The sequence below is a fragment of the Enterococcus sp. DIV0176 genome (genome assembly GCF_050528535.1).
In the GTDB taxonomy this organism is placed as follows: Bacteria; Bacillota; Bacilli; order Lactobacillales; family Enterococcaceae; genus Enterococcus_B; species Enterococcus_B thailandicus.
Window position 1 is genome coordinate 625,500 of sequence record NZ_CP172879.1, and the last position, 23,508, is coordinate 649,007.

24 protein-coding genes and 2 tRNA genes are annotated in these 23,508 nt (G+C 37.7%); 24 read left to right on the forward strand and 2 right to left on the reverse strand.

The features are described 5' to 3' along the window. Positions 1-4 precede the first annotated feature (4 nt). The 13 genes from IGJ66_RS03045 to IGJ66_RS03105 all read left to right on the forward strand — a co-directional run bounded on the left by IGJ66_RS03045 (position 5) and on the right by IGJ66_RS03105 (position 7,494). Positions 5-907, forward strand: a complete 903-nt coding sequence (locus IGJ66_RS03045) for a F0F1 ATP synthase subunit gamma (protein ID WP_067483768.1) — start codon at positions 5-7, stop codon at positions 905-907. A 22-nt stretch (positions 908-929) separates the two neighbouring features. Further along, a complete protein-coding gene (atpD, locus tag IGJ66_RS03050) occupies positions 930-2,336 on the forward strand; it encodes a F0F1 ATP synthase subunit beta (protein ID WP_067483770.1) in 1,407 nt (468 codons plus the stop codon). A gap of 13 nt (positions 2,337-2,349) precedes the next feature. Beyond that, positions 2,350-2,772, forward strand: coding sequence for a F0F1 ATP synthase subunit epsilon (locus tag IGJ66_RS03055; RefSeq protein WP_067483772.1), 423 nt, complete (start codon positions 2,350-2,352; stop codon positions 2,770-2,772). Positions 2,773-2,952: 180 nt separating this feature from the next. Then, positions 2,953-3,186, forward strand: a complete 234-nt coding sequence (locus tag IGJ66_RS03060; protein ID WP_067483774.1) for a DUF1146 family protein — start codon at positions 2,953-2,955, stop codon at positions 3,184-3,186. Between the two features lie 96 nt (positions 3,187-3,282). Next, the gene (gene murA / locus IGJ66_RS03065) at positions 3,283-4,584 is read left to right on the forward strand and encodes a UDP-N-acetylglucosamine 1-carboxyvinyltransferase (protein WP_067483776.1); all 1,302 of its coding nucleotides are present in this window, start codon (positions 3,283-3,285) and stop codon (positions 4,582-4,584) included. Between the two features lie 12 nt (positions 4,585-4,596). Beyond that, positions 4,597-4,773, forward strand: coding sequence for a DNA-directed RNA polymerase subunit beta (locus IGJ66_RS03070; protein ID WP_067483778.1), 177 nt, complete (start codon positions 4,597-4,599; stop codon positions 4,771-4,773). A 70-nt stretch (positions 4,774-4,843) separates the two neighbouring features. Further along, a complete protein-coding gene (gene yidD / locus IGJ66_RS03075; RefSeq protein ID WP_067483780.1) occupies positions 4,844-5,116 on the forward strand; it encodes a membrane protein insertion efficiency factor YidD in 273 nt (90 codons plus the stop codon). A gap of 49 nt (positions 5,117-5,165) precedes the next feature. After that, positions 5,166-5,627 (forward strand): GNAT family N-acetyltransferase, encoded by a 462-nt coding sequence (locus IGJ66_RS03080; RefSeq protein WP_086270627.1) that lies wholly within the window; start codon positions 5,166-5,168, stop codon positions 5,625-5,627. An 89-nt stretch (positions 5,628-5,716) separates the two neighbouring features. After that, positions 5,717-6,601: an ROK family protein gene (locus IGJ66_RS03085; RefSeq protein ID WP_071868685.1), complete on the forward strand. Its 885-nt coding sequence runs from the start codon at positions 5,717-5,719 to the stop codon at positions 6,599-6,601. A 100-nt stretch (positions 6,602-6,701) separates the two neighbouring features. Further along, positions 6,702-6,938 carry a DUF2969 domain-containing protein gene (locus tag IGJ66_RS03090; RefSeq protein ID WP_172843719.1) on the forward strand — a complete coding sequence of 79 codons (237 nt, stop codon included), beginning with the start codon at positions 6,702-6,704 and terminating at the stop codon, positions 6,936-6,938. Between the two features lie 87 nt (positions 6,939-7,025). Further along, positions 7,026-7,106: transfer RNA gene (locus tag IGJ66_RS03095), tRNA-Tyr, on the forward strand. A gap of 9 nt (positions 7,107-7,115) precedes the next feature. Further along, positions 7,116-7,187, forward strand: a tRNA-Gln gene (locus IGJ66_RS03100). Between the two features lie 136 nt (positions 7,188-7,323). Then, entirely contained in the window at positions 7,324-7,494 is a 171-nt protein-coding gene (locus tag IGJ66_RS03105; RefSeq protein WP_086270628.1) for a hypothetical protein, read from the forward strand. Between the two features lie 51 nt (positions 7,495-7,545). Here IGJ66_RS03105 and IGJ66_RS03110 read toward each other — a convergent pair whose 3' ends face one another. After that, the gene (locus IGJ66_RS03110) at positions 7,546-8,154 is read right to left on the reverse strand and encodes a TetR/AcrR family transcriptional regulator (RefSeq protein ID WP_067483786.1); all 609 of its coding nucleotides are present in this window, start codon (positions 8,152-8,154) and stop codon (positions 7,546-7,548) included. Positions 8,155-8,330: 176 nt separating this feature from the next. On the opposite strand from IGJ66_RS03110, the gene IGJ66_RS03115 reads away from it, so the two are divergent. Next, on the forward strand, positions 8,331-12,572 hold the full coding sequence (locus tag IGJ66_RS03115) for an acyl-CoA dehydratase activase-related protein (RefSeq protein WP_430616810.1): 4,242 nt from the start codon (positions 8,331-8,333) through the stop codon (positions 12,570-12,572). Between the two features lie 181 nt (positions 12,573-12,753). Next, positions 12,754-13,461: a GntR family transcriptional regulator gene (locus IGJ66_RS03120; RefSeq protein ID WP_067483789.1), complete on the forward strand. Its 708-nt coding sequence runs from the start codon at positions 12,754-12,756 to the stop codon at positions 13,459-13,461. A gap of 44 nt (positions 13,462-13,505) precedes the next feature. Here IGJ66_RS03120 and IGJ66_RS03125 read toward each other — a convergent pair whose 3' ends face one another. After that, the gene (locus IGJ66_RS03125) at positions 13,506-14,153 is read right to left on the reverse strand and encodes a YigZ family protein (RefSeq protein ID WP_430616811.1); all 648 of its coding nucleotides are present in this window, start codon (positions 14,151-14,153) and stop codon (positions 13,506-13,508) included. A gap of 131 nt (positions 14,154-14,284) precedes the next feature. Between IGJ66_RS03125 and IGJ66_RS03130 the strand changes: the two genes are divergently transcribed. The 9 genes from IGJ66_RS03130 to ftsX all read left to right on the forward strand — a co-directional run bounded on the left by IGJ66_RS03130 (position 14,285) and on the right by ftsX (position 23,472). Beyond that, complete coding sequence (locus IGJ66_RS03130; protein WP_067483793.1) at positions 14,285-14,572, forward strand: DUF7662 domain-containing protein; 288 nt, start codon at positions 14,285-14,287, stop codon at positions 14,570-14,572. Positions 14,573-14,679: 107 nt separating this feature from the next. Further along, entirely contained in the window at positions 14,680-15,003 is a 324-nt protein-coding gene (locus tag IGJ66_RS03135) for a PTS sugar transporter subunit IIB (protein WP_067483795.1), read from the forward strand. Positions 15,004-15,091: 88 nt separating this feature from the next. Further along, a complete protein-coding gene (locus IGJ66_RS03140) occupies positions 15,092-16,408 on the forward strand; it encodes a DEAD/DEAH box helicase (RefSeq protein WP_430616812.1) in 1,317 nt (438 codons plus the stop codon). A gap of 320 nt (positions 16,409-16,728) precedes the next feature. Further along, the gene (locus IGJ66_RS03145; RefSeq protein WP_244897481.1) at positions 16,729-17,112 is read left to right on the forward strand and encodes a ComF family protein; all 384 of its coding nucleotides are present in this window, start codon (positions 16,729-16,731) and stop codon (positions 17,110-17,112) included. 137 nt (positions 17,113-17,249) lie between these two features. Next, entirely contained in the window at positions 17,250-17,804 is a 555-nt protein-coding gene (gene hpf / locus IGJ66_RS03150) for a ribosome hibernation-promoting factor, HPF/YfiA family (protein ID WP_067483801.1), read from the forward strand. A gap of 207 nt (positions 17,805-18,011) precedes the next feature. Further along, positions 18,012-20,546 carry a preprotein translocase subunit SecA gene (gene secA, locus IGJ66_RS03155; protein ID WP_284590825.1) on the forward strand — a complete coding sequence of 845 codons (2,535 nt, stop codon included), beginning with the start codon at positions 18,012-18,014 and terminating at the stop codon, positions 20,544-20,546. A 150-nt stretch (positions 20,547-20,696) separates the two neighbouring features. After that, positions 20,697-21,798 (forward strand): peptide chain release factor 2 gene (gene prfB, locus IGJ66_RS03160; protein WP_271015230.1). Its coding sequence is split into 2 segments (ribosomal slippage): positions 20,697-20,768 and positions 20,770-21,798, totalling 1,101 coding nucleotides; the frame shifts between segments, so codons are not numbered across the junction. A gap of 110 nt (positions 21,799-21,908) precedes the next feature. Beyond that, a complete protein-coding gene (ftsE, locus tag IGJ66_RS03165; protein WP_067483807.1) occupies positions 21,909-22,595 on the forward strand; it encodes a cell division ATP-binding protein FtsE in 687 nt (228 codons plus the stop codon). Next, complete coding sequence (gene ftsX / locus IGJ66_RS03170; RefSeq protein ID WP_067483808.1) at positions 22,588-23,472, forward strand: permease-like cell division protein FtsX; 885 nt, start codon at positions 22,588-22,590, stop codon at positions 23,470-23,472. The genes ftsE and ftsX overlap by 8 nt, the downstream gene beginning before the upstream one ends. Positions 23,473-23,508: the final 36 nt, after the last annotated feature.

The following is a 23,508-nucleotide window of genomic DNA, read 5'->3' on the forward strand; positions in this document are numbered from 1 at the left end:
ATGAATGGGTGCTTCACTAAATGAAATTAAGACACGTATTGCTTCAACGAAAAAAACAAGTCAAATTACGCGTGCCATGCAAATGGTTTCTGCTTCAAAGTTAACGAAGTCGGAAGCTTCATCTAAGAAGTTTCAGGTCTACGCGAACAAAGTGAGAGAAATCGTTACGCATTTAACAGCAACCCAATTAAGTGATATTGCTTCTTCAAACACAAATAATGACATTAATTATAACTCAATGTTGATTAGTCGCCCTGTTAAAAAGACAGGCTATATTGTCATCACAGCTGACGGTGGTTTAGTTGGCGGTTATAATAGTTCAATTTTGAAACAAACGATGTCTATTTTGGAAGAAGATCACCAATCATCCGACGAGTATGTGATGATTGCAATTGGTGGTACTGGCGCGGACTTTTTCAAAGCTCGTGGCATTGACCTTGCGTATGAATTACGTAACTTATCTGACCAACCAAGTTTTGACGAAGTTAGAAAAATCGTAAACATGGCTACAACAATGTATCAAAATGAAGTTTTTGACGAATTATATGTGTGCTATAACCACCATATAAATTCATTAACTAGTCAATTTCGTGTAGAAAAGATGTTACCAATCTCAGATTTAGATCCAGAAGAAGCAACAAGCTTTGAGCAAGAATATATTTTTGAACCTTCAAAAGAAAAAATCTTAGCTCAATTATTGCCTCAATATGCTGAAAGTTTGATTTATGGTGCGATTGTAGATGCTAAAACTGCCGAACACGCAGCAGGCATGACTGCAATGAAAACAGCAACTGATAATGCTGCAAACATTATTGATGACTTGACGGTTTCTTATAACCGTGCAAGACAAGGGGCTATTACCCAAGAAATTACCGAAATTGTTGCCGGAGCTTCGGCACTAGAATAGTATTGAGATTGGAGGAAAAAAGATGAGTTCAGGCAAGATTGTTCAAGTAATCGGTCCCGTTGTCGACGTGGAATTTTCTTTAGACCAATCCTTACCAGATATCAACAACGCTTTAGTTGTTTATAAAAAAGATGAGAAAAAATCAAAAGTTGTTCTTGAAGCAACCCTAGAACTAGGTGACGGTGTAATCCGTACGATTGCGATGGAATCAACAGACGGTTTACAAAGAGGGATGGAAGTTGTCGATACAGGCAAAGCAATCTCTGTTCCAGTTGGTAAAGAAACATTAGGTCGCGTATTCAACGTATTAGGGGATACAATTGATTTAGAAAAACCTTTCCCAGAAGATGCTGAAAGAAGCGAAATTCATAAAAAAGCACCTAATTTTGATGAATTAAGCACAAGTACTGAGATTTTAGAAACAGGGATCAAAGTTATTGACTTATTAGCTCCTTACCTTAAAGGTGGGAAAGTTGGTTTGTTCGGTGGTGCCGGTGTTGGTAAAACCGTACTGATCCAAGAATTGATCCACAATATCGCACAAGAACATGGTGGTATTTCTGTGTTTACCGGTGTTGGTGAACGTACACGTGAAGGGAACGACCTTTACTATGAAATGAAAGATTCTGGCGTTATTGAAAAAACAGCGATGGTGTTTGGACAAATGAATGAGCCACCAGGTGCGCGTATGCGTGTTGCCTTGACTGGTTTAACAATTGCTGAATACTTCCGTGATGTTGAAGGTCAAGACGTATTACTATTTATTGATAATATTTTCCGTTTCACACAAGCTGGTTCAGAAGTATCTGCCTTACTTGGCCGTATGCCTTCTGCCGTTGGTTACCAACCAACTTTAGCAACAGAAATGGGTCAATTACAAGAACGTATTACTTCAACGAAAAAAGGTTCAATCACTTCCATCCAAGCAATCTATGTACCAGCCGATGACTATACTGACCCTGCGCCAGCTACAACATTTGCTCACTTAGATGCAACGACCAACTTGGAACGTAAATTAACTGAACAAGGGATTTATCCAGCGGTAGATCCACTTGCATCATCTTCAAGTGCACTTGCACCGGAAATCGTTGGGGAAGAACACTATAAAGTCGCTACTGAAGTCCAACACGTTTTACAACGTTACCGTGAATTGCAAGATATCATTGCAATCTTAGGGATGGATGAATTATCTGATCAAGAAAAAGTTTTAGTTTCTCGTGCACGTCGAATTCAATTCTTCTTGTCACAAAACTTTAACGTTGCAGAACAATTTACTGGTCTTCCAGGATCATACGTTCCTGTTGAAGAAACAGTTAAAGGTTTCCGTGAAATCTTGGAAGGTAAATATGACGATCTTCCTGAAGAAGCTTTCCGAAGCGTAGGTCGAATTGAAGATGTCGTTGAAAAAGCGAAAAAACTAGGCTACTAGAAAGGGGTGCCCCATGGATCAATTTTTAACAGTTAATGTGGTAACACCTGACGGCTTGGTCTATGATCACCATGCAGCAATTGTCGTTGCACGTACAACTGCTGGAGAATTGGGGATTTTACCGAAACATGCTCCAATTATCGTTCCTTTAGCCATTGATGAAGTTCGCATCAAAAGAACGGACTCTGATACGCACGTTGACTGGATTGCCGTTAACGGAGGAATCATGGAAGTTCGTGATAATCTAGTTTCAATCGTCGCAGATACTGCGGAACGTGAGCGCGATATTGATGTTTCTCGTGCTGAAAGAGCAAAACAACGAGCAGAACGCCAAATCGAAGAAGCAAAACAAAAAGAAGATACGAATGAATTGAAACGTGCAACTGTTGCATTACACCGTGCAATCAATCGGATTAATGTTTCTAAGCACACGTAGATTCAAATGAACTTATTTTTTGATAAAAACTGTGCCAAAGTCAGTCCTTGATTTTGGCACAGTTTTTTTAATTGCATTTATTTTATGTAAAAAAGGCACAGTTATTTTTCCTTTTAGAAAATTTATGGTATTATCGTTTTATTGAGTTTACAGTAAATAGATGCAAGAAAGGACGTTATGATGCAAGTCTATGGAATTGACGCGATTATTCGAATTGTGAGTCATTTAGCGTTTATTTATTTAGCTTTTTGGTCTTTGCGTTCTTTGCGTACAGAAACGTTTTTTAAATATATGCAGAATACTACGCAAATCAGAATGGTAATTGTCTTTTTTTCAATTTTTTTAGGATACACTGCCAGTAATTTTTTTCTAGAAATCATAGCGTTATGTCGGAATCTTTTTGTTAGTATCTAATTTCAAAAAAGGGTACTATTTTAAAAGAAGAAATGCTATAATAAAAAAGATTTTGAGTAAGAGTATGCTCATTGGAATTTTTTTGGGGGGAACAACATGGAAGAGATCATCGTACAAGGTGGCAATCAATTAACAGGAACTGTCAAAATTGAAGGAGCTAAAAATGCTGTATTACCAATTTTAGCTGCTAGTTTATTAGCGGAAGAAGGAACAACAACATTAACAAATGTTCCAATTCTTTCAGATGTATTTACAATGAATCAAGTGATTCGTCATTTGAATGTAGATGTTGACTTTGATGAAGATCAAAATCAAGTGACACTTAATGCGTCAAGACAATTAGAAATCGAAGCGCCTTATGAATATGTTAGTCAAATGCGCGCATCAATCGTTGTTATGGGCCCATTGTTAGCCAGAAATGGTCATGCAAAAGTGGCAATGCCTGGTGGCTGTGCCATTGGCAAACGCCCAATTGATTTGCATTTAAAAGGATTCCAAGCGCTAGGCGCAAAAATTATCCAAAAAAATGGTTATATCGAAGCAATCGCTGATGAATTGATTGGTAATACTATCTACCTAGACTTTCCAAGTGTAGGTGCAACACAAAATATCATGATGGCTGCTGTGAAAGCAAAAGGTACGACGATTATCGAAAACGTTGCTCGTGAACCCGAAATTGTTGACTTAGCAAATATCTTAAATAAAATGGGTGCCAATATTTATGGTGCTGGTACAGAAACAATGCGTATTGAAGGTGTTGAGCATTTACATGCAGTGACACATTCAATCGTTCAAGACCGTATTGAAGCAGGAACATTCATGGTCGCCGCAGCAATGACAGAAGGAAATGTTTTAATTGCTGATGCAATCTCTGAACACAATCGTCCTTTGATTTCTAAGTTAACAGAAATGGGTGCGACGATTACAGATGAAGAAGGCGGCGTTCGTGTTGTTGGACCAAAACATGTATTACCAACTGACGTGAAAACAATGCCTCATCCTGGCTTTCCAACAGATATGCAAGCACAAATGACAGCCATTCAAATGGTTGCTGAAGGCACAAGTGTCGTAACTGAAACAGTCTTTGAAAATCGTTTCCAACATTTAGAAGAAATGCGTCGTATGAATGCGCACGTTAAAATTGATGGGAATGTTGCAATGATTGAAGGGGCACATGAATTACAAGGTGCAGAAGTATATGCTACGGATCTACGTGCTGCTGCTGCCTTGATTTTAGCTGGATTAAAAGCAAATGGTGTGACACGTGTTCGTAATTTGAAATATTTAGATCGTGGCTATTATAATTTCCATTTGAAATTACAACAACTTGGTGCAAATGTTGAACGTGTTGAAATGGATCAAACACCAACAGAAAAAACTGCACAAACTATCGCTTAAGGACGTGTTTGAATGAGTAACCATCGTTATATTTTAGTCAGTTTGATGAAGATTTTAATTGTAATCATCTTACTTTTTCTTCTTTTTATTGCCGGTACAATGATTGGTTACGGCGTAATCGGTGGCGGAAATCCTTTCCGAGTTTTCCAACTTGATTTGTGGCTTCATATTCGAGACTTTTTTAACTGAGATCTAAGGGGTTGTGGCAAACTTTTGTCGCAGCTCCTTTTTACATAGAATGATTAGTGAGGCAGAGTAGATGAAAAAATTTCTGATTTATTTAGTAAGAGGCTATCAACGATTCATTTCGCCAGCATTTCCACCGAGCTGTCGGTATTATCCAACGTGTTCGAATTACATGATCCGTGCGATTCAAGTACATGGGGCTGTGAAAGGAACATTGATGGGAACAGCACGAATTTTACGTTGTCATCCTTTTGTAAGAGGGGGCATTGACTATGTGCCAAAGAACTTTAAATTAACAAGGAATACAGTCGACAAAGAACAGCCAGATTATGAAGGAAAAGAGTAAAAGGGAAAAGTTTACTCTTTTTTTATCGTTGAAAGGAGAAAGGTTACCGATGATCGAGCAATTAAAACCAAATGAACTTCCTTGGGATTTGCTATTGGATGCGGATCCTGAAAAAGAAAAAGTTCTTGCTTATCTTGAGCAAGGAGAAGGAATTGTTTGGAAAGATAATGGAGAAACGCTAGGAGTCTTGATTTTTGTCGCAACAAAAAACGAATTTGAAATCATGAATGTTGCAGTAGCACCACAAAGTCAGGGAAAAGGAATCGGTGGCTTATTATTAGAAGCTGCATTCCGACAAATCATTGAAGAGGTAGATAGCCAAACACAAATCATCATTCGTACAGGCAGCATTACTTCTGCTGCTTTACATTTGTATCAAAAGAAGGGCTTTAGCGAAATTTCCCGAGAAAAGGATTATTTTATCAAAAACTATGTAGAGCCCATTTATGAAGAAGGTATTCGATTAAGAGATCAAGTGACCTTAGCCAGAACGATTCAATCGCTTCGCTAGAATTCCCTAACCATTTACGGAAAAGGCTTTCAAAAACATAAGGATTGTTTTACAATATTTTTAGGAAGCAAAAAGGAGCGAAAATAGTTATGGGAATTCTTGTATTTGATTTTGGTGGTTCGGCAGTAAAATATGGTTATTGGAATGGCCATCAGTTAGAAGCAACCAACCAATTTCCAACACCTGGTACTTGGGAAGAAATGAAACAAAAATTAAGTGAAACATACCAAGCGTTTGCTGAAACAAACGCAATTGAAGGCATTGGTATCAGCGCTCCCGGTGTGGTTAACAGTGAGCGTCAAATTATTGAGGGAATTAGTGCGATTCCTTATATTCACGGATTTAATATTTTTAAAGAATTAGAAGAATTATTTGGATTACCAATTACCATTGAAAATGATGCGAATTGTGCTGGAATGGCAGAATTTTATGAAGGTGCAGCGCGCAATTACCAAGATGTTGCATTTGTTGTTATTGGGACAGGAATTGGTGGTGCAATGTTTACGAAGGGACAAATGAACAAAGGTGCTCATCTTTATGGTGGCGAGTTCGGGATGATGTTTTTAGATGGTGATCAAACATTCAGCCGCTTAGGAACTGCTGTGCAGATGGCTTGGCGTTATTGTGAACGTTTAGGTTTAGACAAGATGACCTATTCTGGAAAAGAAGTATTTCAACTGGCTGAATCAGGTGATGTGATTGCACAAGAAGAAGTGGAAAAATTTTATGATTACTTGGCAAAAGGACTGTTCAGTATTCAGTTTTCATTTGATCCAGAAGTGATTGTGCTCGGTGGTGGGATATCTGCAAAAGAGGGACTTATTGACGAATTGAATCAACGTATTGAAAAATTAATGGACAAGTTGGATCTACACGATTTTGTTCCAGAAATCTTATTATGTGACTATCGAAATGATGCAAATTTAGTTGGCGCTGCTGCGAATTACTATGCTCGAAGTCAAAGAGAAGCATGAGAACGAAAAGAAATGAAACAAAAGAATGATTGTATGCCCTGTTGAGTAAACAGGGTATATTTTATTGTGGAGAGTATGCTAAAATAGGTGGGAGGTGAGAATGATGTCAAAAAAGAATAAAGATATTGAAGTACGAGTAGAAGAAATCCAAAAAGTAATTAATGGCAAAAATTATGAGGTTACTCAGTTATTTATTGGTAAAAAAAATATTGGTGAAATTTTAGCATATGGCCCAAAAGAATTCGAAATATTTTTCGGTGAAGAGGATTTTGGGAAAGAAAAAAGTCTTGAAAATGCGATAGAAACAGTAATTCGCCATTGGAATTTACAAGACTAAAAAAATATCAAAAAAGTTTTCAATAAAGGGTTGCAAAAATCTGTGAAATTAGGTATTATAACTAAGTCAGGTTGATACAGACCTTTCGGAGGAGTAGCGAAGTGGCTAAACGCGACGGACTGTAAATCCGTTCCTTAGGGTTCAGTGGTTCGAATCCACTCTCCTCCATTTTTTTATTGGGGTATAGCCAAGCGGTAAGGCAAGGGACTTTGACTCCCTCATGCGTTGGTTCGAATCCAGCTACCCCAGTTATGAAATGGACGTTTACGAGATAACAGTTTCTGTTATCTCGTTTTTTTTTTTGCTTACAGTGTCTTGCTTCTTGAAGTATTTGAAGAATTAGGCTAGAGTTAAATTAGGCACTTAAATGGAAAGGGTGAAGAGAATGAAATGGAAAGAAAAAGTCGATGAAACTGCTGAGAAAATATATGATTTGGTTAAATCCGGAAAATATGATGTAGAAGTCGGACTTCCAAAAAATGCAAAAAAAGCAGTCCAAATCAAGTCAAAACGTCCAACCAATCATACGAAAAAATGGTTAGCAAAAAACCGCTAATAATAACAAAAAACTGCCAAACGCTAAAAAAAGCGGCTTGGCAGTTTTTTGTTATCTTTCGACTTCGATTCCTAATACAGTTAGGTGACCGTTTCCTACTAATTTTACGACTAAAGCAGCCAATTGTTCTGCCGACATGTTCGTGTCACTAGTAATCCACCAGTGAAGAGTTCCGATGAAGATGGAAGTCATGTATTCGATGATAAAATCGATAGGCACTTCAAGTTCATTTTCTGTAATCTTTAAGCGATTGAAGATGTTTGCGTATTTATTGTATAAAAGTTCTTCTAGTTTTTTACGCAAAAGCTCGTTGGATGAACCGTCCATGATAGTCAAAAAGAAAGCTTTTCTTTCTTGGATATTTTTGTAAATATTCGTCAGTGCAGCAATGATTTGTTTGACTTTGATCCGGTTGCCATGAACAAGTTGTTCCAAATCTAACACAGAGGTAAAGGCGTTGATCGCCATTTCAAAAATTTGTTCGTAGAGATCTTGTTTGTCTTTAAAATGAGCATAAAAGGTCGCACGATTAATCATTGCTTCATCGGCAATATCTTGCACGGTCACGTTATCATATCCTTTTTCTTCCACCAAGCGAATAAATGCCTCGATAATCATTTTGTGTGTTCGCTTCACTCGAAGATCAATTTTCTTAACCATAAAAAATTCCTCACTTGTTATTCGACATTTTTGATTTGTTTGTTGCTTATCTCACAAATAGGGGGTGTTTGCCAGTTGCAAAACCAATAAATTGTTCCTAAAATATACATAAGTAGTATAACAGACACTTTGTTAGATAATCAACAAACTGTCTGTTTGAGGAGGGTGAAGAACAGATGAACTTACGAGCGGGAATTGACGTTGGGTCTACGACTGTCAAATTAGTATTACTAGATGAACGAAATCAAACAATTTTTTCTAAATATGAACGTCATTATTCAGATGTCAAGAAAGCAACAGCTAAGACTTTACGTGAAGCACAAGCCTTGGTTCAAAACCAACCAATTGCAATGGCAATTACTGGATCAGGCGGTATGGGACTTGCCGATGTATTGAACATTCCTTTTGTTCAGGAGGTGATTGCGTGTACACGCACGGTCGAAGAAATAATTCCTGAAACAGATGTGGCGATTGAATTAGGTGGAGAAGATGCGAAAATTACTTTTTTTGAAGGTGCACTGGAACAACGTATGAATGGTAGCTGTGCTGGCGGGACAGGTGCATTTATTGACCAAATGGCTGTTTTGTTGAAAACTGATTCAAATGGTGTGAATGAGCTAGCCAAGGAATATCGGCAAATCTACCCGATTGCTTCACGGTGTGGCGTGTTCGCTAAAACGGATGTACAGCCATTGATCAATGAAGGAGCAGATAAAGCGGATATTGCAGCGAGTATTTTTCAAGCTGTAGTAAATCAAACAATTGCTGGATTGGCAGCTGGACGAAAAATTAAAGGCAAAGTGGCATTTTTAGGTGGTCCACTGTACTTTATGTCAGAATTACGCAAACGATTTGTTGAAACGTTAGACATTGCGCCAGAAAATGTCATTTTTCCAGAAAATCCGCAGTTATTTGTGGCAATGGGTGCCGCGTTTTACGCTGAAGAAGCACGAGTGACGACAATTGAGGCTTTACTTGATGCTTTGGAAAATGGTAATCAAGCACAATTGACCCCGTCAACTACGTTAGCTCCGTTGTTCGAAGAAGAGGCAGATTTGACCGCTTTTCGCGAGCGTCATGCACAAGCGACTGCTTCAGAAAAATTACTTTCAGAACATCATGGTGTAGCATTTTTAGGAATCGATGCAGGTTCAACAACGACAAAAGTTACCTTGATTAATGAAGAAGGCGAGATTCTCTTTTCTTTCTATGGTAATAATGAAGGCCAGCCTTTAGAAACAACGATGAAAGTGCTAAAAGAATTATACAGTCAATTACCAGAAGACGTTTTTATCGGAAAAGCAGCAGCAACAGGTTATGGCGAATTATTGATCAAGAATGCTTTAAAAGTTGATATTGGTGAAGTGGAAACGATGGCGCATTACAAAGCGGCAAATTTTTTCCAACCTGGTGTTGATTTTATTTTAGATATTGGTGGTCAAGATATGAAAGCCATGACGATCAAAGATGGTGTGCTTTCTTCAATCCAATTAAATGAAGCCTGCTCTTCTGGCTGTGGTTCATTTATTGAAACATTTGCTAAATCATTGAATTATGATGTACGAGATTTTGCGAAAGCTGCAGTGGAATCCAAAGCACCAGTTGATTTAGGTTCTCGCTGTACAGTCTTTATGAATTCGAAAGTGAAGCAAGTTCAAAAAGAAGGTGCATCTGTAGGAGATATTTCTGCTGGGTTGTCTTATTCTGTTATCAAAAATGCTATTTATAAAGTAATTAAGATTCGTAGACCAGAAGATCTTGGCGAAAAAATTGTTTGCCAAGGTGGAACTTTTTATAACGAAGCGGTGTTGCGCGCATTTGAATTGATTAGTGGACGCGAAGTTGTTCGTCCCTCAATTGCTGGACTGATGGGGGCTTACGGAGCAGCGCTGATTGCCATGGAAAATTATGCGTTAGGTGAAGAAAGCACCATTTTGTCAGAAGAAGAGCTTGATCACTTTACTGCAGAAAAGGAATTTACGCATTGCGGTTTGTGTGAAAATAACTGTATGTTAACAGTTACGTTATTTTCTGATGGTCGCCAATTTATCACGGGAAATCGCTGTGAACGTGGCGCTCGAATCAAGATCAAGAAGGAAGATAAAAAAGTTAACCTAGTCGATTATAAGTATCGTCGTTTGTTTAAATACCGTCCATTACGTAAGAAAGAAGCAGTCAATGGTGTGATTGGTATCCCTCGAGTCTTAAATATGTATGAAAACTATCCTTTGTGGCATACTTTCTTCACTGATTTAGGATTCAGAGTAGAATTATCCCCACGCTCAAACAAAGAATTATACGAGCAAGGAATGGAAACAATTCCAAGTGACACAGCGTGTTATCCAGCTAAAATCACACACGGGCATATTCAAGCAATGATTGATGCAGGTATTCCACGAATTTTCTATCCAGGCGTTGTCTTTGAACGACAAGAATCAACTGAAGCGGATAATCATTTCAACTGTCCCATTGTCCAAAGTTATCCAGATGTTATTAAAAATAATGTGGATGACATTCGCGATGGTAAAGTTGATTATCGGAATCCATTTATCAACTTAGCTAACGAATCGGCAGTAGCAAAAGTCTTACATCAAACTTTTGCGGATTTTGATTTTTCGGAAGAACAGATTGCGAAAGCGTTGCATCATGGGTATGAAGAATTAGCAACGTTTAAGGAAGATATTCAGAAAAAAGGTGAAGAAACCTTATTGATGTTGAATCAAAAAAATGAGCGGGGAATTGTTATCTCAGGTCGTCCCTATCATTTAGATCCAGAAATCAATCATGGAATCTCAGAAGTAATTACGCAAGAAGGTTTCCATGTCTTGACAGAAGACAGCATTTCTCATTTAGGTGACGTTGGGAATTTACGCGTCGTGAATCAATGGGTGTACCACTCACGGCTATATGCGGCTGCACGAGTTGTTGCAAAATCAAAAAATCTTGAATTAGTTCAATTGAATTCATTTGGTTGTGGCTTAGATGCCGTAACAACAGACCAAGTCGAAGAAATCATGGAGCAATATGGAAAAATCTATACAGTTCTAAAAATTGATGAAGGTGCAAACCTCGGAGCAATTCGTATTCGGTTACGATCCTTAAAAGCAGCAGTCAATGAACGAGCCAAGCAAAATTTTGTTCCAGTCAAACGATTTGAAGAACCAGAAAAAATCGTCTTTACAAAAGAAATGAAAGAAAAGCATACTTTATTGTTGCCAATGCTTAGTCCAATTCACCAATCTGGCTTAGTTGATGTCGCGTTAAACGCTTCTGGTTACAATGTTGTCTGCTTACCAGCAGAGGATAATGAAGCAATCAATGTTGGACTGAAATACGTGAACAATGATGCGTGTTATCCAGCAATCATCTCCATTGGTCAACTAGTGGAAGCCTTGGAAAGTGGTAAGTACGATTTGGAAAATACAAGTGTGATGATGACTCAAACTGGTGGTGGCTGTCGTGCGACAAACTATATTCCATTACTTAGAAAAGCGTTGAATGATGCTGGATTTGGAAATATTCCAGTTGTTTCAGTCTCAATGGGGAACAAAGGGGTTGAATCAAACCCTGGATTTAAATTCACGTTTCCAATGTTGAAACGTTTGGCGATTGCCTTTTTATATGGTGATTTGTTTGAAAGAGTCGTCTATCGTACGCGCCCTTACGAGTTAGAAAAAGGGACAGTTGATCGGTTACATGAAGAATGGCTACAACGAGTTGAAAAAAATGTTCGGAATGGCTCCTTAACGTTGTTTAATAGCAATATGAAAAAAATTGTCAAAGCATTTGATACCTTACCGATTTCTGATGTGAAAAAGCCAAAAGTCGGAGTCGTTGGAGAAATATTAGTTAAGTATTCTCCAACTGCTAATAACGATATTGTTCGCTTACTCGAAGCAGAAGGTGCAGAAGCGGTCGTTCCTGATATTGTTGGTTTTATGAACTATTCCTTATACAACCAAATTTGGAAATATGAAAATCTTGGGATGGCTAAACAAAGTAAGTTGCTCGCGCAATTTGCGATTCGGATGATTGAAATGATTGAAAAACCAATGGATAAAGCCTTGAGAAAATCAGAACGATTTGATGGAATCCAGTCAATTCAAGACTTAGCAGAAGATGCAAGTAAAATTTTGTCCATTGGAAATCAGACAGGTGAAGGTTGGTTCTTAACAGGAGAAATGATTGAACTGTTGAAGCATGATGTGAATAACATTGTTTGTATGCAACCATTTGGCTGTTTGCCTAACCACGTAGTTGGGAAAGGAGTTATCAAAGAATTGCGTCGTCAATATCCTAAAGCAAATATTGCAGCGATTGATTATGATCCGGGCGTTTCGATTGTCAATCAATTAAATCGCATTCGTTTAATGATGGCAACAGCTAATAAAACATTAGCAAAAGAAACGATCTCCTAAACAACTTAACTGTACCAACAATAAAAGAGGAAAGAGTAGGTTTAAAACTTACTTTTTCCTCTTTTTCTTAAGGAAAACAAGCTGAATGGTTTCAATTACCTAACGGAGAAAATCCTTTTTTTGTTGAGAATCAGGTATATACCAGTTATAATAAAGAAAACGAAAGGAAGGATGAAATCAGATGTCAAATCAGTTACCCGTATATATACAAATTCATGATCAATTAAAAAATGAGATTGAACAAGGGGTCTGGAAAATCGGTGACCGCCTTCCCTCTGAAAGAGAATTGGCTGTGAAATTTAATGTGAGTCGAATGACTTTGCGCCAAGCAATCCAAAATTTAGCAGATGAAGGGATCTTAGAGAGAAAAATTGGTTCTGGGACTTATGTTGCGCGTGAAAAAGTTCAAGAGAAAATGTCTGGAACAACTAGTTTCACCGAAATTATGGAGTCACAAAATCGAGTACCTTCTAGTCGAACGGTTTCTTATTTCTTAACATCACCTAGTTCAAGTGAGATGGAAAAATTACAATTAGAGAAAGAGGACGTGATTCTTCGAATGGAGCGCATTCGTTATGCAGATAACGTGCCAATCTGTTTTGAAGTTGCTAGTATTCCACAGAAAATCATTGACGGCTATAGCAAATCAGAAATTACAGAATCTTTGTATCGAACGTTAGAAGAAAAAGGTGGAAAGAAAATTGGGCATGCAAACCAAACGATTTCTGCTATGTTAGCTTCAGAGCAGATTTCTGAATACTTAGAAGTCAAACGTGGGGACGCAGTTCTACGATTACGACAAGTTTCTTATTTTGAAGAAGGAACACCGTTTGAATACGTACGTACGCAATATGTTGGTAACCGATTTGAATTTTACCTAGAAAAATAAAACAAGCTGAAACAATTCGTTGTTTCAGCTTGTTTTATTTTTGCTTATTTTTTATTTAGTGTGATGAGTTTTTCGTGATAAGAAATTGGTCCTTTTTCAAAAGTGACTTGTCCATTCAATAGTTCAGTGACAGTTGCTTTAAACTGTGAGATGTCTGTTTCATCAACCATACAAACAACAATTACTTGATCAGTATAACGAGTTTCCTTGACAGTCACTTGTTGTAGCTCAAGAAAATTTTCTAACTTTCCTAATTGAGGATAGGTAATGGCAACGGCGAGTTCTTGTTGTAAGGTACCTTCAACAATACCAACCTCAGTTAGACCGTGAGAAACAGCCTGTGTGTAAGCACGAATCAGTCCACCAGCACCTAATTTGATACCACCAAAATAACGTGTGACAACGGCAACGACATTGATGAGTTCATTCTTTTTTAAAACTTCAAGCATGGGGATGCCAGCTGTTCCGCTTGGCTCTCCGTCATCACTACTGCGTTGAATCTCACTTTTGTCACCAATGACAAAAGCACTACAGTTATGATTTGCTTTCCAGTGTTCCTTCTTGACTGCTTGGATAAACGTTTTGGCTTCTTCTTCAGTCGTCACGCGTTTAAAGGAACAAATAAATCGGGATTTTTTTATTTCAATTTCACTTTGGCTATCTTCTTTGACCGTTAGATAACGTTCAATCATTGTTTTACCTCATTTCAAATGAAGAGTTACTTTCTTTAGTATATGAAAAATCTTTTGATGTTTCAACTTCCGAAATGGTTGCGCAAATGCTGGACTATGCGATAATAAAGGAAAGGTAGGTGAAGTTGGGAATGAAAGAACGTGTGAAAAAATATGATGCTATAACCCACTACATAAAAAATAATGGTGGTTCGCAAATTACTTTGACGTTTACTCAAATGGATGAGTTGTTATTTCCTAACAGTGGGCTTCCAAAGTCTGCCAGACAGACTACGGATTGGTGGGCAAATGATTACCGTCATCCGGAAAAAGGTGCTTACGGTTGGTTGAATGCAGGGTATGAAGTTGTTGTTGTTAATTTGGCAAAGGAATATATCGTGTTCAATCAATTAGTAAAATCAAGTTGGTTATTCGATTAGTTAACCGCATTCAGAAAACGTTGACAATTGTTATCTTTTAGCTATAATAGGTTCATAGGGACGAGAAAGCGGTTACGTTCCTTGGCTTAGAAAAGGGGAGATTAACAATGTCAAAAAAAACAATTATGCTTGTCTGTTCAGCTGGTATGAGTACGAGCTTATTAGTAACTAAAATGGAAAAGGCTGCGGAAGCACAAGGGTTAGATACAGACATCTTTGCAGTATCAGCTTCTGATGCAGATAATCATTTAGCAAGCAAAGACGTTGATGTTTTATTATTAGGCCCACAAGTTCGTTTTATGAAAGGCGATTTTGAAAAGCGCGTTGAGCCAAAAGGAATTCCATTAGATATCATCAACATGGCTGATTACGGTATGATGAATGGTGAAAAAGTGTTACAACAAGCTTTGACATTAATTGGTGATAAATAAAGAGTACTGACGAATTAAAAAGTGTGAGGTTTTTTCATTTTGAAAATGCCTCGCACTTTTTTTGCGTATCTTTTTTTAGGGAAGCAAAATGCCATATAAAACAGTTTGGGGAAGGCGACTATTAACGAGAGAAGTCGCCCAACTACCAAAAGAAATACTGAACCAAGCCACCTATCAACGAATTGCAGGTATAGTAAAACAAAATAAACAGATTGTTTGTCAACGATGTGGAAGAACTACGCAGCAACAAGAAGCCAAGCTAAATGAAGAAGACTATTATTGCCCACATTGTTTGCTTTTGGGGCGAAACGATACGACCCAAGAATTATGGCTGTTTGAACAGCCATCACTGTTTCCACGCCAAATAGTTTTTACTTGGGAGAAAACATTGACGACAGAACAAGCCAAAATCGCTCATCGTTTGACTACGCAGGTAACGGATCATCATTTAATCTGGGCAGTGACCGGTGCTGGTAAAACAGAAATCCTGTATCCACTTCTGCAATTGTTGCTAGCAACTGGGAAACGAGTTGCGATTGCTTCACCGCGGGTGGACGTGTGCCAGGAACTATGGCTACGTTTTACTGCAGTTTTTCCAGAAGAAAAAATCATTTTACTTCATGGCAAACAGCAGATTCCCTATGCGTTTAGTTCCTTCGTTATTTGTACGACTCATCAGTTGTATCGTTTTTACCATGCGTTTGATTTGCTAGTGGTTGATGAAATTGATGCGTTTCCTTATGTTATCGATCAAGGACTTCGGTATGCAACAGAAACAGCAAAGAAACCTGAGGGACAATTGATTTATTTGACGGCAACACCGGATGAACGTCTGTTAAAAGAAATCAAACGAACGTTTCAGATTCATTACTTACCTCTGCGTTTTCATCAACGATTGTTACCTGAGCCTCGACTCATTTTCTGGAATAATTGGCGCCGATGCTTAAACAAACGAAAAAAAATGGAACCATTAATCAAAGCAATCCAAAAACTAGTAAAAAAAAATCATGTCTTATTGTTTTGTCCAAGTATTGAGTTGATGAATGAGTTGCAAATGAAATTAGCAGAGTGGTTACCAACAATTAAAATTTCATCTGTATCTTCAAAAGATGAAAAGCGTCCAGAGAAAGTACAAGCGATGCGGCAGCAAAAATATGATGTGCTTTTAACTACTATGATTCTTGAACGAGGTGTTACCTTCGAAAATATTTCAGTTATTGTTTTAGGGGCAGAACATGAAGTTTTTACGAAATCTTCATTGGTCCAAATTGCTGGTCGAGCTGATCGCAAGGGAGAATTCAGTAATAGTCAAGTCTGTTTCTTTTATCATGAAAAAACGAGTGCAATCAAAAAAGCGGTGAAAGAAATCAAAAGGATGAACAAAGCGGGGAAACTCTTACAATGAAATGCTGCTATTGTCAAAAATCAATCATTAAAAATTTAACCATTAAGGAACTTCTTCAACCGAAAAAATCGAGTGAACTTTGTTGGCAATGTGCCAAACTATTTACTCCTTTGTCCACAGTAAACAGTTGTGATGGTTGCCAAAAAAGTTTGTTAGAGAGTGAGAAACAATTTGCACAAAGTCAAAAAACATTTTGCACGGATTGTCTTTACTGGAAAAATCGTTACCCGACATATGATTTTTGCCATAGAAGTTTTTTTCAATATGATGAAGCGATGCAAGCTTGGTTCCAACAATACAAGTTTATTGGAGATGTTCGCTTGGCTAAAACGTTTGAAAAGCAGTGGCAAAGTTTACCAAAAAGATTTCCGGATTATCTTTTTTGTCCGATTCCATTATCAAATGAGCGGTTGGCACAACGTGGATTTAATCAAGTGAGTCAGATGTTGACCGAGGCTAGGGTGACTTTTCAGTCATTGCTTGAACGAGTCAAACATCAGTCGACTCAAACACAACATTCTCGGGAAGAAAGACTGGCAATGCCTCAGCCGTTCGCTTTAGGTGTTGAGCCGGAGCAAATCAAGCAATGTAAAATTTTATTGATTGATGATGTGTATACAACAGGACAGACGTTATTTCATGCTGCGGCTTGTCTTGCAGAGCATCAACCAACTAAAATTCGGACGTTTTCTTTAGCACGATAAAAGAAAAACTAAAAAATACGTGAAATTGGTAGCGATTTAGTTTGCAAATAGATTAGAGTTCGATATAATATAAATAAGAAGAGGGAAAGAGTGGTCCTTCTCCTTCTTGATTGTGGTAGACGAAAGGGGTAATTTTTATGTTTAGATATAATGTACGCGGCGAAAATATCGAAGTAACTGAAGCGATTCGTGACTATGTTGAAAAAAAAGTAGGCAAGTTAGAACGTTATTTCAGTGATGCACCCGATGCTACAGCCCATGTAAACTTAAAAGTTTATACTGAAAAAACAGCAAAAGTGGAAGTAACGATTCCATTACCTTATCTTGTATTACGTGCGGAAGAAACTTCACCAGATTTATATGCAAGTATTGATTTGGTTGTTGATAAATTAGAACGTCAAATTCGCAAATTTAAAACAAAAATCAACCGCAAATCTCGTGAAACGGGCATGAATACTGCAAGTGCTGCAGTATTATTCAATGAAGAAAACGGTGAAGGCGAAAACGAATCTGAATTAGATATCGTTCGTACAAAACGTTTGTCATTGAAACCAATGGATAGTGAAGAAGCTGTCTTACAAATGAATATGTTAGGACACAACTTCTTTATCTTTGAAGATGCTGAAACCAATGGTACAAGTATCGTTTACCGTCGTAAAGATGGAAAATACGGTTTAATTGAAACTGACTAAAAATAACTATTTTTTAAACCCTTGTGGTGTCTGATTAGATACCACAAGGGTTTTTTTACATAAAGAAGCTGTATTTTTATTAAGAATAAAGAAGTTCAGAGAATAATATAGCTAAGATATTTCAATTATCTATAAGTAATGATAAAATGGATAGGAGAGTCTACATAAGCGAGATGGATACTGCAGAAAAAGGAGATTATACAACGAATGGCCAATTTTATACGTTCAATCATTGAAAATGATAAAAAAGAACTAAAACGTTTAGATAGCATTGCTAAAAAAGTTGAATTACACGCTGATAAAATGGCAGCTTTAACTGATGAGCAATTACAAGCAAAAACTGATGAATTTAAAGGTAGATATCAAAAAGGTGAAACTTTGGACCAACTATTGCCAGAAGCGTTCGCCGTTGTTCGCGAAGCAGCGAAACGTGTCTTGGGCTTATACCCTTATCACGTCCAATTGATGGGTGGGATCGTTCTTCATGATGGGAACATTCCAGAAATGCGTACTGGTGAAGGTAAAACGTTAACTGCGACTATGCCAGTGTATTTAAATGCATTGTCAGGTGAAGGGGTACACGTTGTAACAGTAAATGAATATTTAGCAACCCGTGACTCAACTGAAATGGGAGAACTTTATAACTTTTTGGGACTTAGCGTTGGTTTGAATATCAATTCAAAATCAGCTGATGAAAAACGTGACGCGTATAACTGTGATATTACTTATAGTACAAATAATGAATTAGGATTTGACTATTTGCGTGACAACATGGTTGTTTATCGTAATCAAATGGTTCAACGACCATTGAACTATGCGATTGTCGATGAAGTGGATTCAATTTTGATTGATGAAGCAAGAACACCATTGATTATTTCAGGACAAGCAGAAAAATCAACTGCTTTATACACAAGAACAGATAACTTCGTTAAACGTTTGAAGGAAGAAGAAGATTATAAAATCGATGTTCAATCAAAAACCATTGGGCTAACTGAAGCGGGAATCGAAAAAGCAGAGGAAACTTTTGGATTAGAAAACTTATATGATCTTGAAAATACTGCTTTGACACATCACTTAGATCAAGCATTGCGTGCTAACTACATCATGTTACTTGATATTGATTATGTGGTTCAAGACGGAAAAGTCATGATCGTTGACCAATTTACTGGTCGTATCATGGATGGACGTCGTTACTCTGATGGGCTTCACCAAGCAATCGAAGCAAAAGAAGGCGTGGAAATCGAAGACGAAACAAAAACAATGGCTTCAATCACATTCCAAAACTATTTCCGTATGTACAAAAAACTTTCTGGGATGACTGGTACTGCGAAAACAGAAGAAGAAGAATTCAGAGAAATCTATAACATTCAAGTTATTCAAATTCCAACGAATCGCCCAGTTATTCGTGATGACCGTGCAGATTTACTTTATCCAACATTGGAAAGTAAATTCCACGCAGTTGTTCAGGATATCAAAGACCGTTATCGTAAAGGACAACCAGTCTTGGTAGGTACAGTTGCGGTTGAAACATCTGAATTACTATCAGATATGTTGAACCGTGAACGGATTCCACATGAAGTATTGAATGCTAAAAATCACTTTAAAGAAGCTGAAATTATTATGAATGCTGGTCAAAAAGGTGCAGTTACGATTGCTACCAATATGGCTGGTCGTGGGACAGATATCAAGCTAGGTCTTGGTGTACGTGAATTAGGTGGTTTAGCTGTTATTGGTACAGAACGTCATGAATCTCGTCGTATCGATAATCAGTTACGTGGACGTGCTGGACGTCAAGGAGACCCAGGTATGTCACAATTTTATCTTTCATTAGAAGATGATTTGATGAAACGTTTTGGTTCAGAACGAATCAAAGCTTTCTTGGATCGGATGAAAATTGGGGATGAAGATGCGGTTATCCAAAGTAAAATGCTGACGAAGCAAGTTGAGTCTGCTCAAAAACGCGTAGAAGGAAATAACTATGATACGCGTAAAAATGTCTTACAATATGACGATGTGATGCGTGAACAACGTGAAGTAATCTATAAACAACGTCAAGATGTAATCATGGAAGAAAATAGTTTGTCTCAACCATTGATGAATATGGTCAAACGAACAATTAGTCGAGTAGTAGATGCACACACACAACTAGAAAAAGAAAACTGGAACCTTGAAGGAATCGTCGATTTTGCGGGGAATGCAATTGTCCACGAAGACAGCATCAGCGTGAAAGATCTTGAAGGAAAAACACCAGATGAAATGAAAGTTTATTTAAATGAGTTAGCACAAGACGTGTTTAATACAAAAGCCAACCATTTAAATGGTCCAGAACAACTCTTAGAATTTGAAAAAGTTGTTATCTTACGTGTGGTTGATTCGAAATGGACAGATCATATTGATGCAATGGATCAATTACGTCAATCAATTGGGTTACGTGCGTATGGACAAAATAATCCGTTAGTTGAATATCAAACAGAAGGATACAAAATGTTTGAAGATATGGTCGGCGCAATTGAATATGAAGTAACTCGTTTATTCATGAAAGCTGAAATTCGCCAAAATGTTCAGCGAGAACAAGTTTCTCAAGGTGAAGCTTCACATGCCACAGAAGCAAGTGCGGAAGAAAAAAGCAATACAAGTGCAAAAAAACAACCAGTTCAAGTGAATAAAGTTGGACGAAATGATCCTTGCCCTTGTGGAAGTGGAAAGAAATATAAAAACTGCCACGGAAAAAATGAAGCATAATCATTTTTAAATAGAAAGAAGCTGGTGAGAGAAGTTCTTTTTAGAAAGAATTTGTCTCACCTTCTTTCTGTTATCTTTAGATTCTGGTAGACTAGAAAAAGAAGTGAAAAGAAGACGAAAACGATTGTCCATAGAAAGAAGGAAGCAAACATGGAAATTTTTGAGATTCGTAATTTGTTAGCTGACATGCAAGAGAAGGTCACAAGCTTTAGGGGGTCTCTTTGACTTAGATCAGCTGGAAGAATCGATTGCACAAGCTGAGTACAAAATGGCTGAACCGGGTTTTTGGGATGACAGTGTTGCTGCGCAACAAGTAATTAATGAAAATAATGCGAATAAAGAAGCTTACGACCAATTTCATTCATTAGCAGGTGAATTGGAAGAGTTAGAACTTTTGACGGAGTTATTACAAGAAGAACCAGATGCAGAAATGCAAACGGAGCTGGAGACACGGTTACATGCATTAAATGAAAAAATGAATACGTATGAGTTAGCCATGTTACTTGATGGACCGTATGATCGAAACAATGCTATTCTGGAATTACATCCTGGAGCAGGCGGTACGGAATCACAAGATTGGGGCAGCATGTTGTTACGCATGTATACACGTTGGTCAGAACAGCATGGGTATCAAGTGGAAATCTTGGATTACCAAGCGGGAGACGAAGCTGGAATCAAGAGCGTCACTTTGTTAATCAAAGGGCATAATGCATTTGGTTATTTGAAATCTGAAAAAGGTGTTCACCGCTTAGTTCGAATTTCACCGTTTGATTCAGCTAAAAGACGTCATACTTCGTTTTGTTCGGTAGATGTCATGCCTGAACTGGATGAGACAATTGATATTGAGATCAATCCAGATGATTTAAAAATTGATACGTACCGTGCCAGTGGAGCTGGTGGACAACATATCAATAAAACAGAGTCTGCTGTGCGAATCACACATATGCCAACTGGAACGGTGGTTGCAAGCCAAGCACAACGTTCTCAGTTAAAAAATAGAGAGCAAGCCATGGGTATGTTGAAGGCGAAGCTTTATCAACTTGAAGTAGAGAAAAAAGAACAAGAAGCTGCAGCTTTACGTGGTGAACAAAAAGAAATTGGCTGGGGTTCACAGATCCGTTCCTATGTATTCCATCCTTATTCAATGGTTAAAGATCACCGCACAAATGCAGAAACTGGGAATGTTCAAGCGGTCATGGACGGTGACTTAGACTTATTTATTGATGCTTATTTAAAAATGCATCTGGTATAACATTAGTGGATTATTATTTAATTGACATAAAATTGTAAAATTTTGCAAGCAACTTGAAACATTGCCATGCTATAATGGCTGAAGACTGAAAAAGATATGGAGAGAATGCCATGATTGAAATGAAGGATGTAATGAAGAAGTACTCCAATGGTACGACTGCCATCCGCAATCTCTCGGTCGTTATCGATCAAGGAGAATTCGTTTATGTAGTTGGACCATCAGGAGCAGGAAAATCTACATTTATCAAATTGATGTACCGAGAAGAAAAAGCAACTAAAGGAACATTGACTATTGCAGGACATGATTTGATGGCTATCAAAAATCGTGAAGTTCCTTATTTACGCAGAGAAATTGGAATCGTCTTCCAAGACTATAAATTATTGCCGCGAAAGACTGTTTATGAAAATGTAGCTTACGCTATGCAAGTAATTGGTCGTAAACCACGTGAAATTAAAAAACGTGTGATGGAAGTTTTGGATTTAGTTGGTTTAAAACATAAAGTACGTGTTTTTCCAAGTGAATTATCTGGTGGGGAACAGCAACGTGTTGCGATTGCGCGCGCGATTGTAAACACACCAAAGGTTTTGATTGCAGATGAACCAACAGGTAACTTAGATCCTGAAAATTCATGGGAAATCATGAAACTTCTTGACCGCATCAATGCACAAGGAACGACAGTTGTTATGGCAACACATAACAGTACGATCGTAAATACAATTCGTCATCGGGTAATCGCCATTGAAAACGGCCGAATTATTCGAGACCAAGCGGAAGGGGAATACGGATACGATGATTAGAACCTTTTTCCGCCACTTATTAGAAAGTATCAAAAGCTTGAAACGTAACGGTTGGATGACTGTTGCCTCAGTTAGTGCGGTAACAATCACTTTAGCACTTGTTGGTATTTTTATGGCTGTTATTATGAATGCAACTAAACTTGCACAAGATATTGAAGGAAACGTAGATGTTTCAGTTTTTGTTGATATTGGTACAAAAGAGGCGGATATCAAAAAATTAGGAACAGAATTAGAAAAGCTTGACCATGTTGAAAAAGTATCTTTTTCAAGTAAAGACCAAGAATTGAAAAAAATCCAAGCAGCAATGGGTGATTCATGGAATTTGTTTGAAGGAGATAGCAATCCTTTATATGATGTATACGTGGTAAGTGCAACAGAACCTTCTTACACCAAAGATGTCTCAAAAGAAGCGGCAAAATTGTCTAACGTTTACCGAGCAGATTACGGTGGCACTTCTTCAGACCGAATCTTTGAAATTGCAGGAGCTGTTCGTACATGGGGATTAGCAGCAGCAGCGTTGCTATTATTTGTTGCTATGTTCTTGATCTCTAACACGATTCGAATTACAATTTTATCTCGTCAAAGAGAGATTCAAATTATGCGATTAGTTGGAGCAAAAAATGGCTATATTCGTTGGCCGTTCTTCTTAGAAGGCGGTTGGATCGGTTTGATTGGAGCAATTATTCCAATGTTGATTTTAACATTTGGTTATCGTGAAATTTTCCAATTGGTTAATCCATCGTTACTACGCTCGAACTATTCCTTGTTGCAACCAGCTGATTTTGTTTGGAAAATCAATGTTTTGATGACTGGTATCGGCGTAATCATTGGTTCTTTAGGATCGACGATCTCAATGAGACGATTCTTGAAAATTTAATCAATCATTCAAAGTAAAAGAACATTGTACTCATGA

Excerpts from the sequence above, each read along its gene's own strand:
- IGJ66_RS03045 (WP_067483768.1), top strand. The coding sequence starts at position 5 with ATGGGTGCTTCACTAAATGAAATTAAGACACGTATTGCTTCAACGAAA.
- atpD (WP_067483770.1), top strand. The coding sequence starts at position 930 with ATGAGTTCAGGCAAGATTGTTCAAGTAATCGGTCCCGTTGTCGACGTG.
- IGJ66_RS03055 (WP_067483772.1), top strand. The coding sequence starts at position 2,350 with ATGGATCAATTTTTAACAGTTAATGTGGTAACACCTGACGGCTTGGTC.
- IGJ66_RS03060 (WP_067483774.1), top strand. The coding sequence starts at position 2,953 with ATGCAAGTCTATGGAATTGACGCGATTATTCGAATTGTGAGTCATTTA.
- murA (WP_067483776.1), top strand. The coding sequence starts at position 3,283 with ATGGAAGAGATCATCGTACAAGGTGGCAATCAATTAACAGGAACTGTC.
- IGJ66_RS03070 (WP_067483778.1), top strand. The coding sequence starts at position 4,597 with ATGAGTAACCATCGTTATATTTTAGTCAGTTTGATGAAGATTTTAATT.
- yidD (WP_067483780.1), top strand. The coding sequence starts at position 4,844 with ATGAAAAAATTTCTGATTTATTTAGTAAGAGGCTATCAACGATTCATT.
- IGJ66_RS03080 (WP_086270627.1), top strand. The coding sequence starts at position 5,166 with ATGATCGAGCAATTAAAACCAAATGAACTTCCTTGGGATTTGCTATTG.
- IGJ66_RS03085 (WP_071868685.1), top strand. The coding sequence starts at position 5,717 with ATGGGAATTCTTGTATTTGATTTTGGTGGTTCGGCAGTAAAATATGGT.
- IGJ66_RS03090 (WP_172843719.1), top strand. The coding sequence starts at position 6,702 with ATGATGTCAAAAAAGAATAAAGATATTGAAGTACGAGTAGAAGAAATC.
- IGJ66_RS03105 (WP_086270628.1), top strand. The coding sequence starts at position 7,324 with ATGAAATGGAAAGAAAAAGTCGATGAAACTGCTGAGAAAATATATGAT.
- IGJ66_RS03110 (WP_067483786.1), bottom strand. The coding sequence starts at position 8,154 with ATGGTTAAGAAAATTGATCTTCGAGTGAAGCGAACACACAAAATGATT.
- IGJ66_RS03115 (WP_430616810.1), top strand. The coding sequence starts at position 8,331 with ATGAACTTACGAGCGGGAATTGACGTTGGGTCTACGACTGTCAAATTA.
- IGJ66_RS03120 (WP_067483789.1), top strand. The coding sequence starts at position 12,754 with ATGTCAAATCAGTTACCCGTATATATACAAATTCATGATCAATTAAAA.
- IGJ66_RS03125 (WP_430616811.1), bottom strand. The coding sequence starts at position 14,153 with ATGATTGAACGTTATCTAACGGTCAAAGAAGATAGCCAAAGTGAAATT.
- IGJ66_RS03130 (WP_067483793.1), top strand. The coding sequence starts at position 14,285 with ATGAAAGAACGTGTGAAAAAATATGATGCTATAACCCACTACATAAAA.
- IGJ66_RS03135 (WP_067483795.1), top strand. The coding sequence starts at position 14,680 with ATGTCAAAAAAAACAATTATGCTTGTCTGTTCAGCTGGTATGAGTACG.
- IGJ66_RS03140 (WP_430616812.1), top strand. The coding sequence starts at position 15,092 with ATGCCATATAAAACAGTTTGGGGAAGGCGACTATTAACGAGAGAAGTC.
- hpf (WP_067483801.1), top strand. The coding sequence starts at position 17,250 with ATGTTTAGATATAATGTACGCGGCGAAAATATCGAAGTAACTGAAGCG.
- secA (WP_284590825.1), top strand. The coding sequence starts at position 18,012 with ATGGCCAATTTTATACGTTCAATCATTGAAAATGATAAAAAAGAACTA.
- ftsE (WP_067483807.1), top strand. The coding sequence starts at position 21,909 with ATGATTGAAATGAAGGATGTAATGAAGAAGTACTCCAATGGTACGACT.
- ftsX (WP_067483808.1), top strand. The coding sequence starts at position 22,588 with ATGATTAGAACCTTTTTCCGCCACTTATTAGAAAGTATCAAAAGCTTG.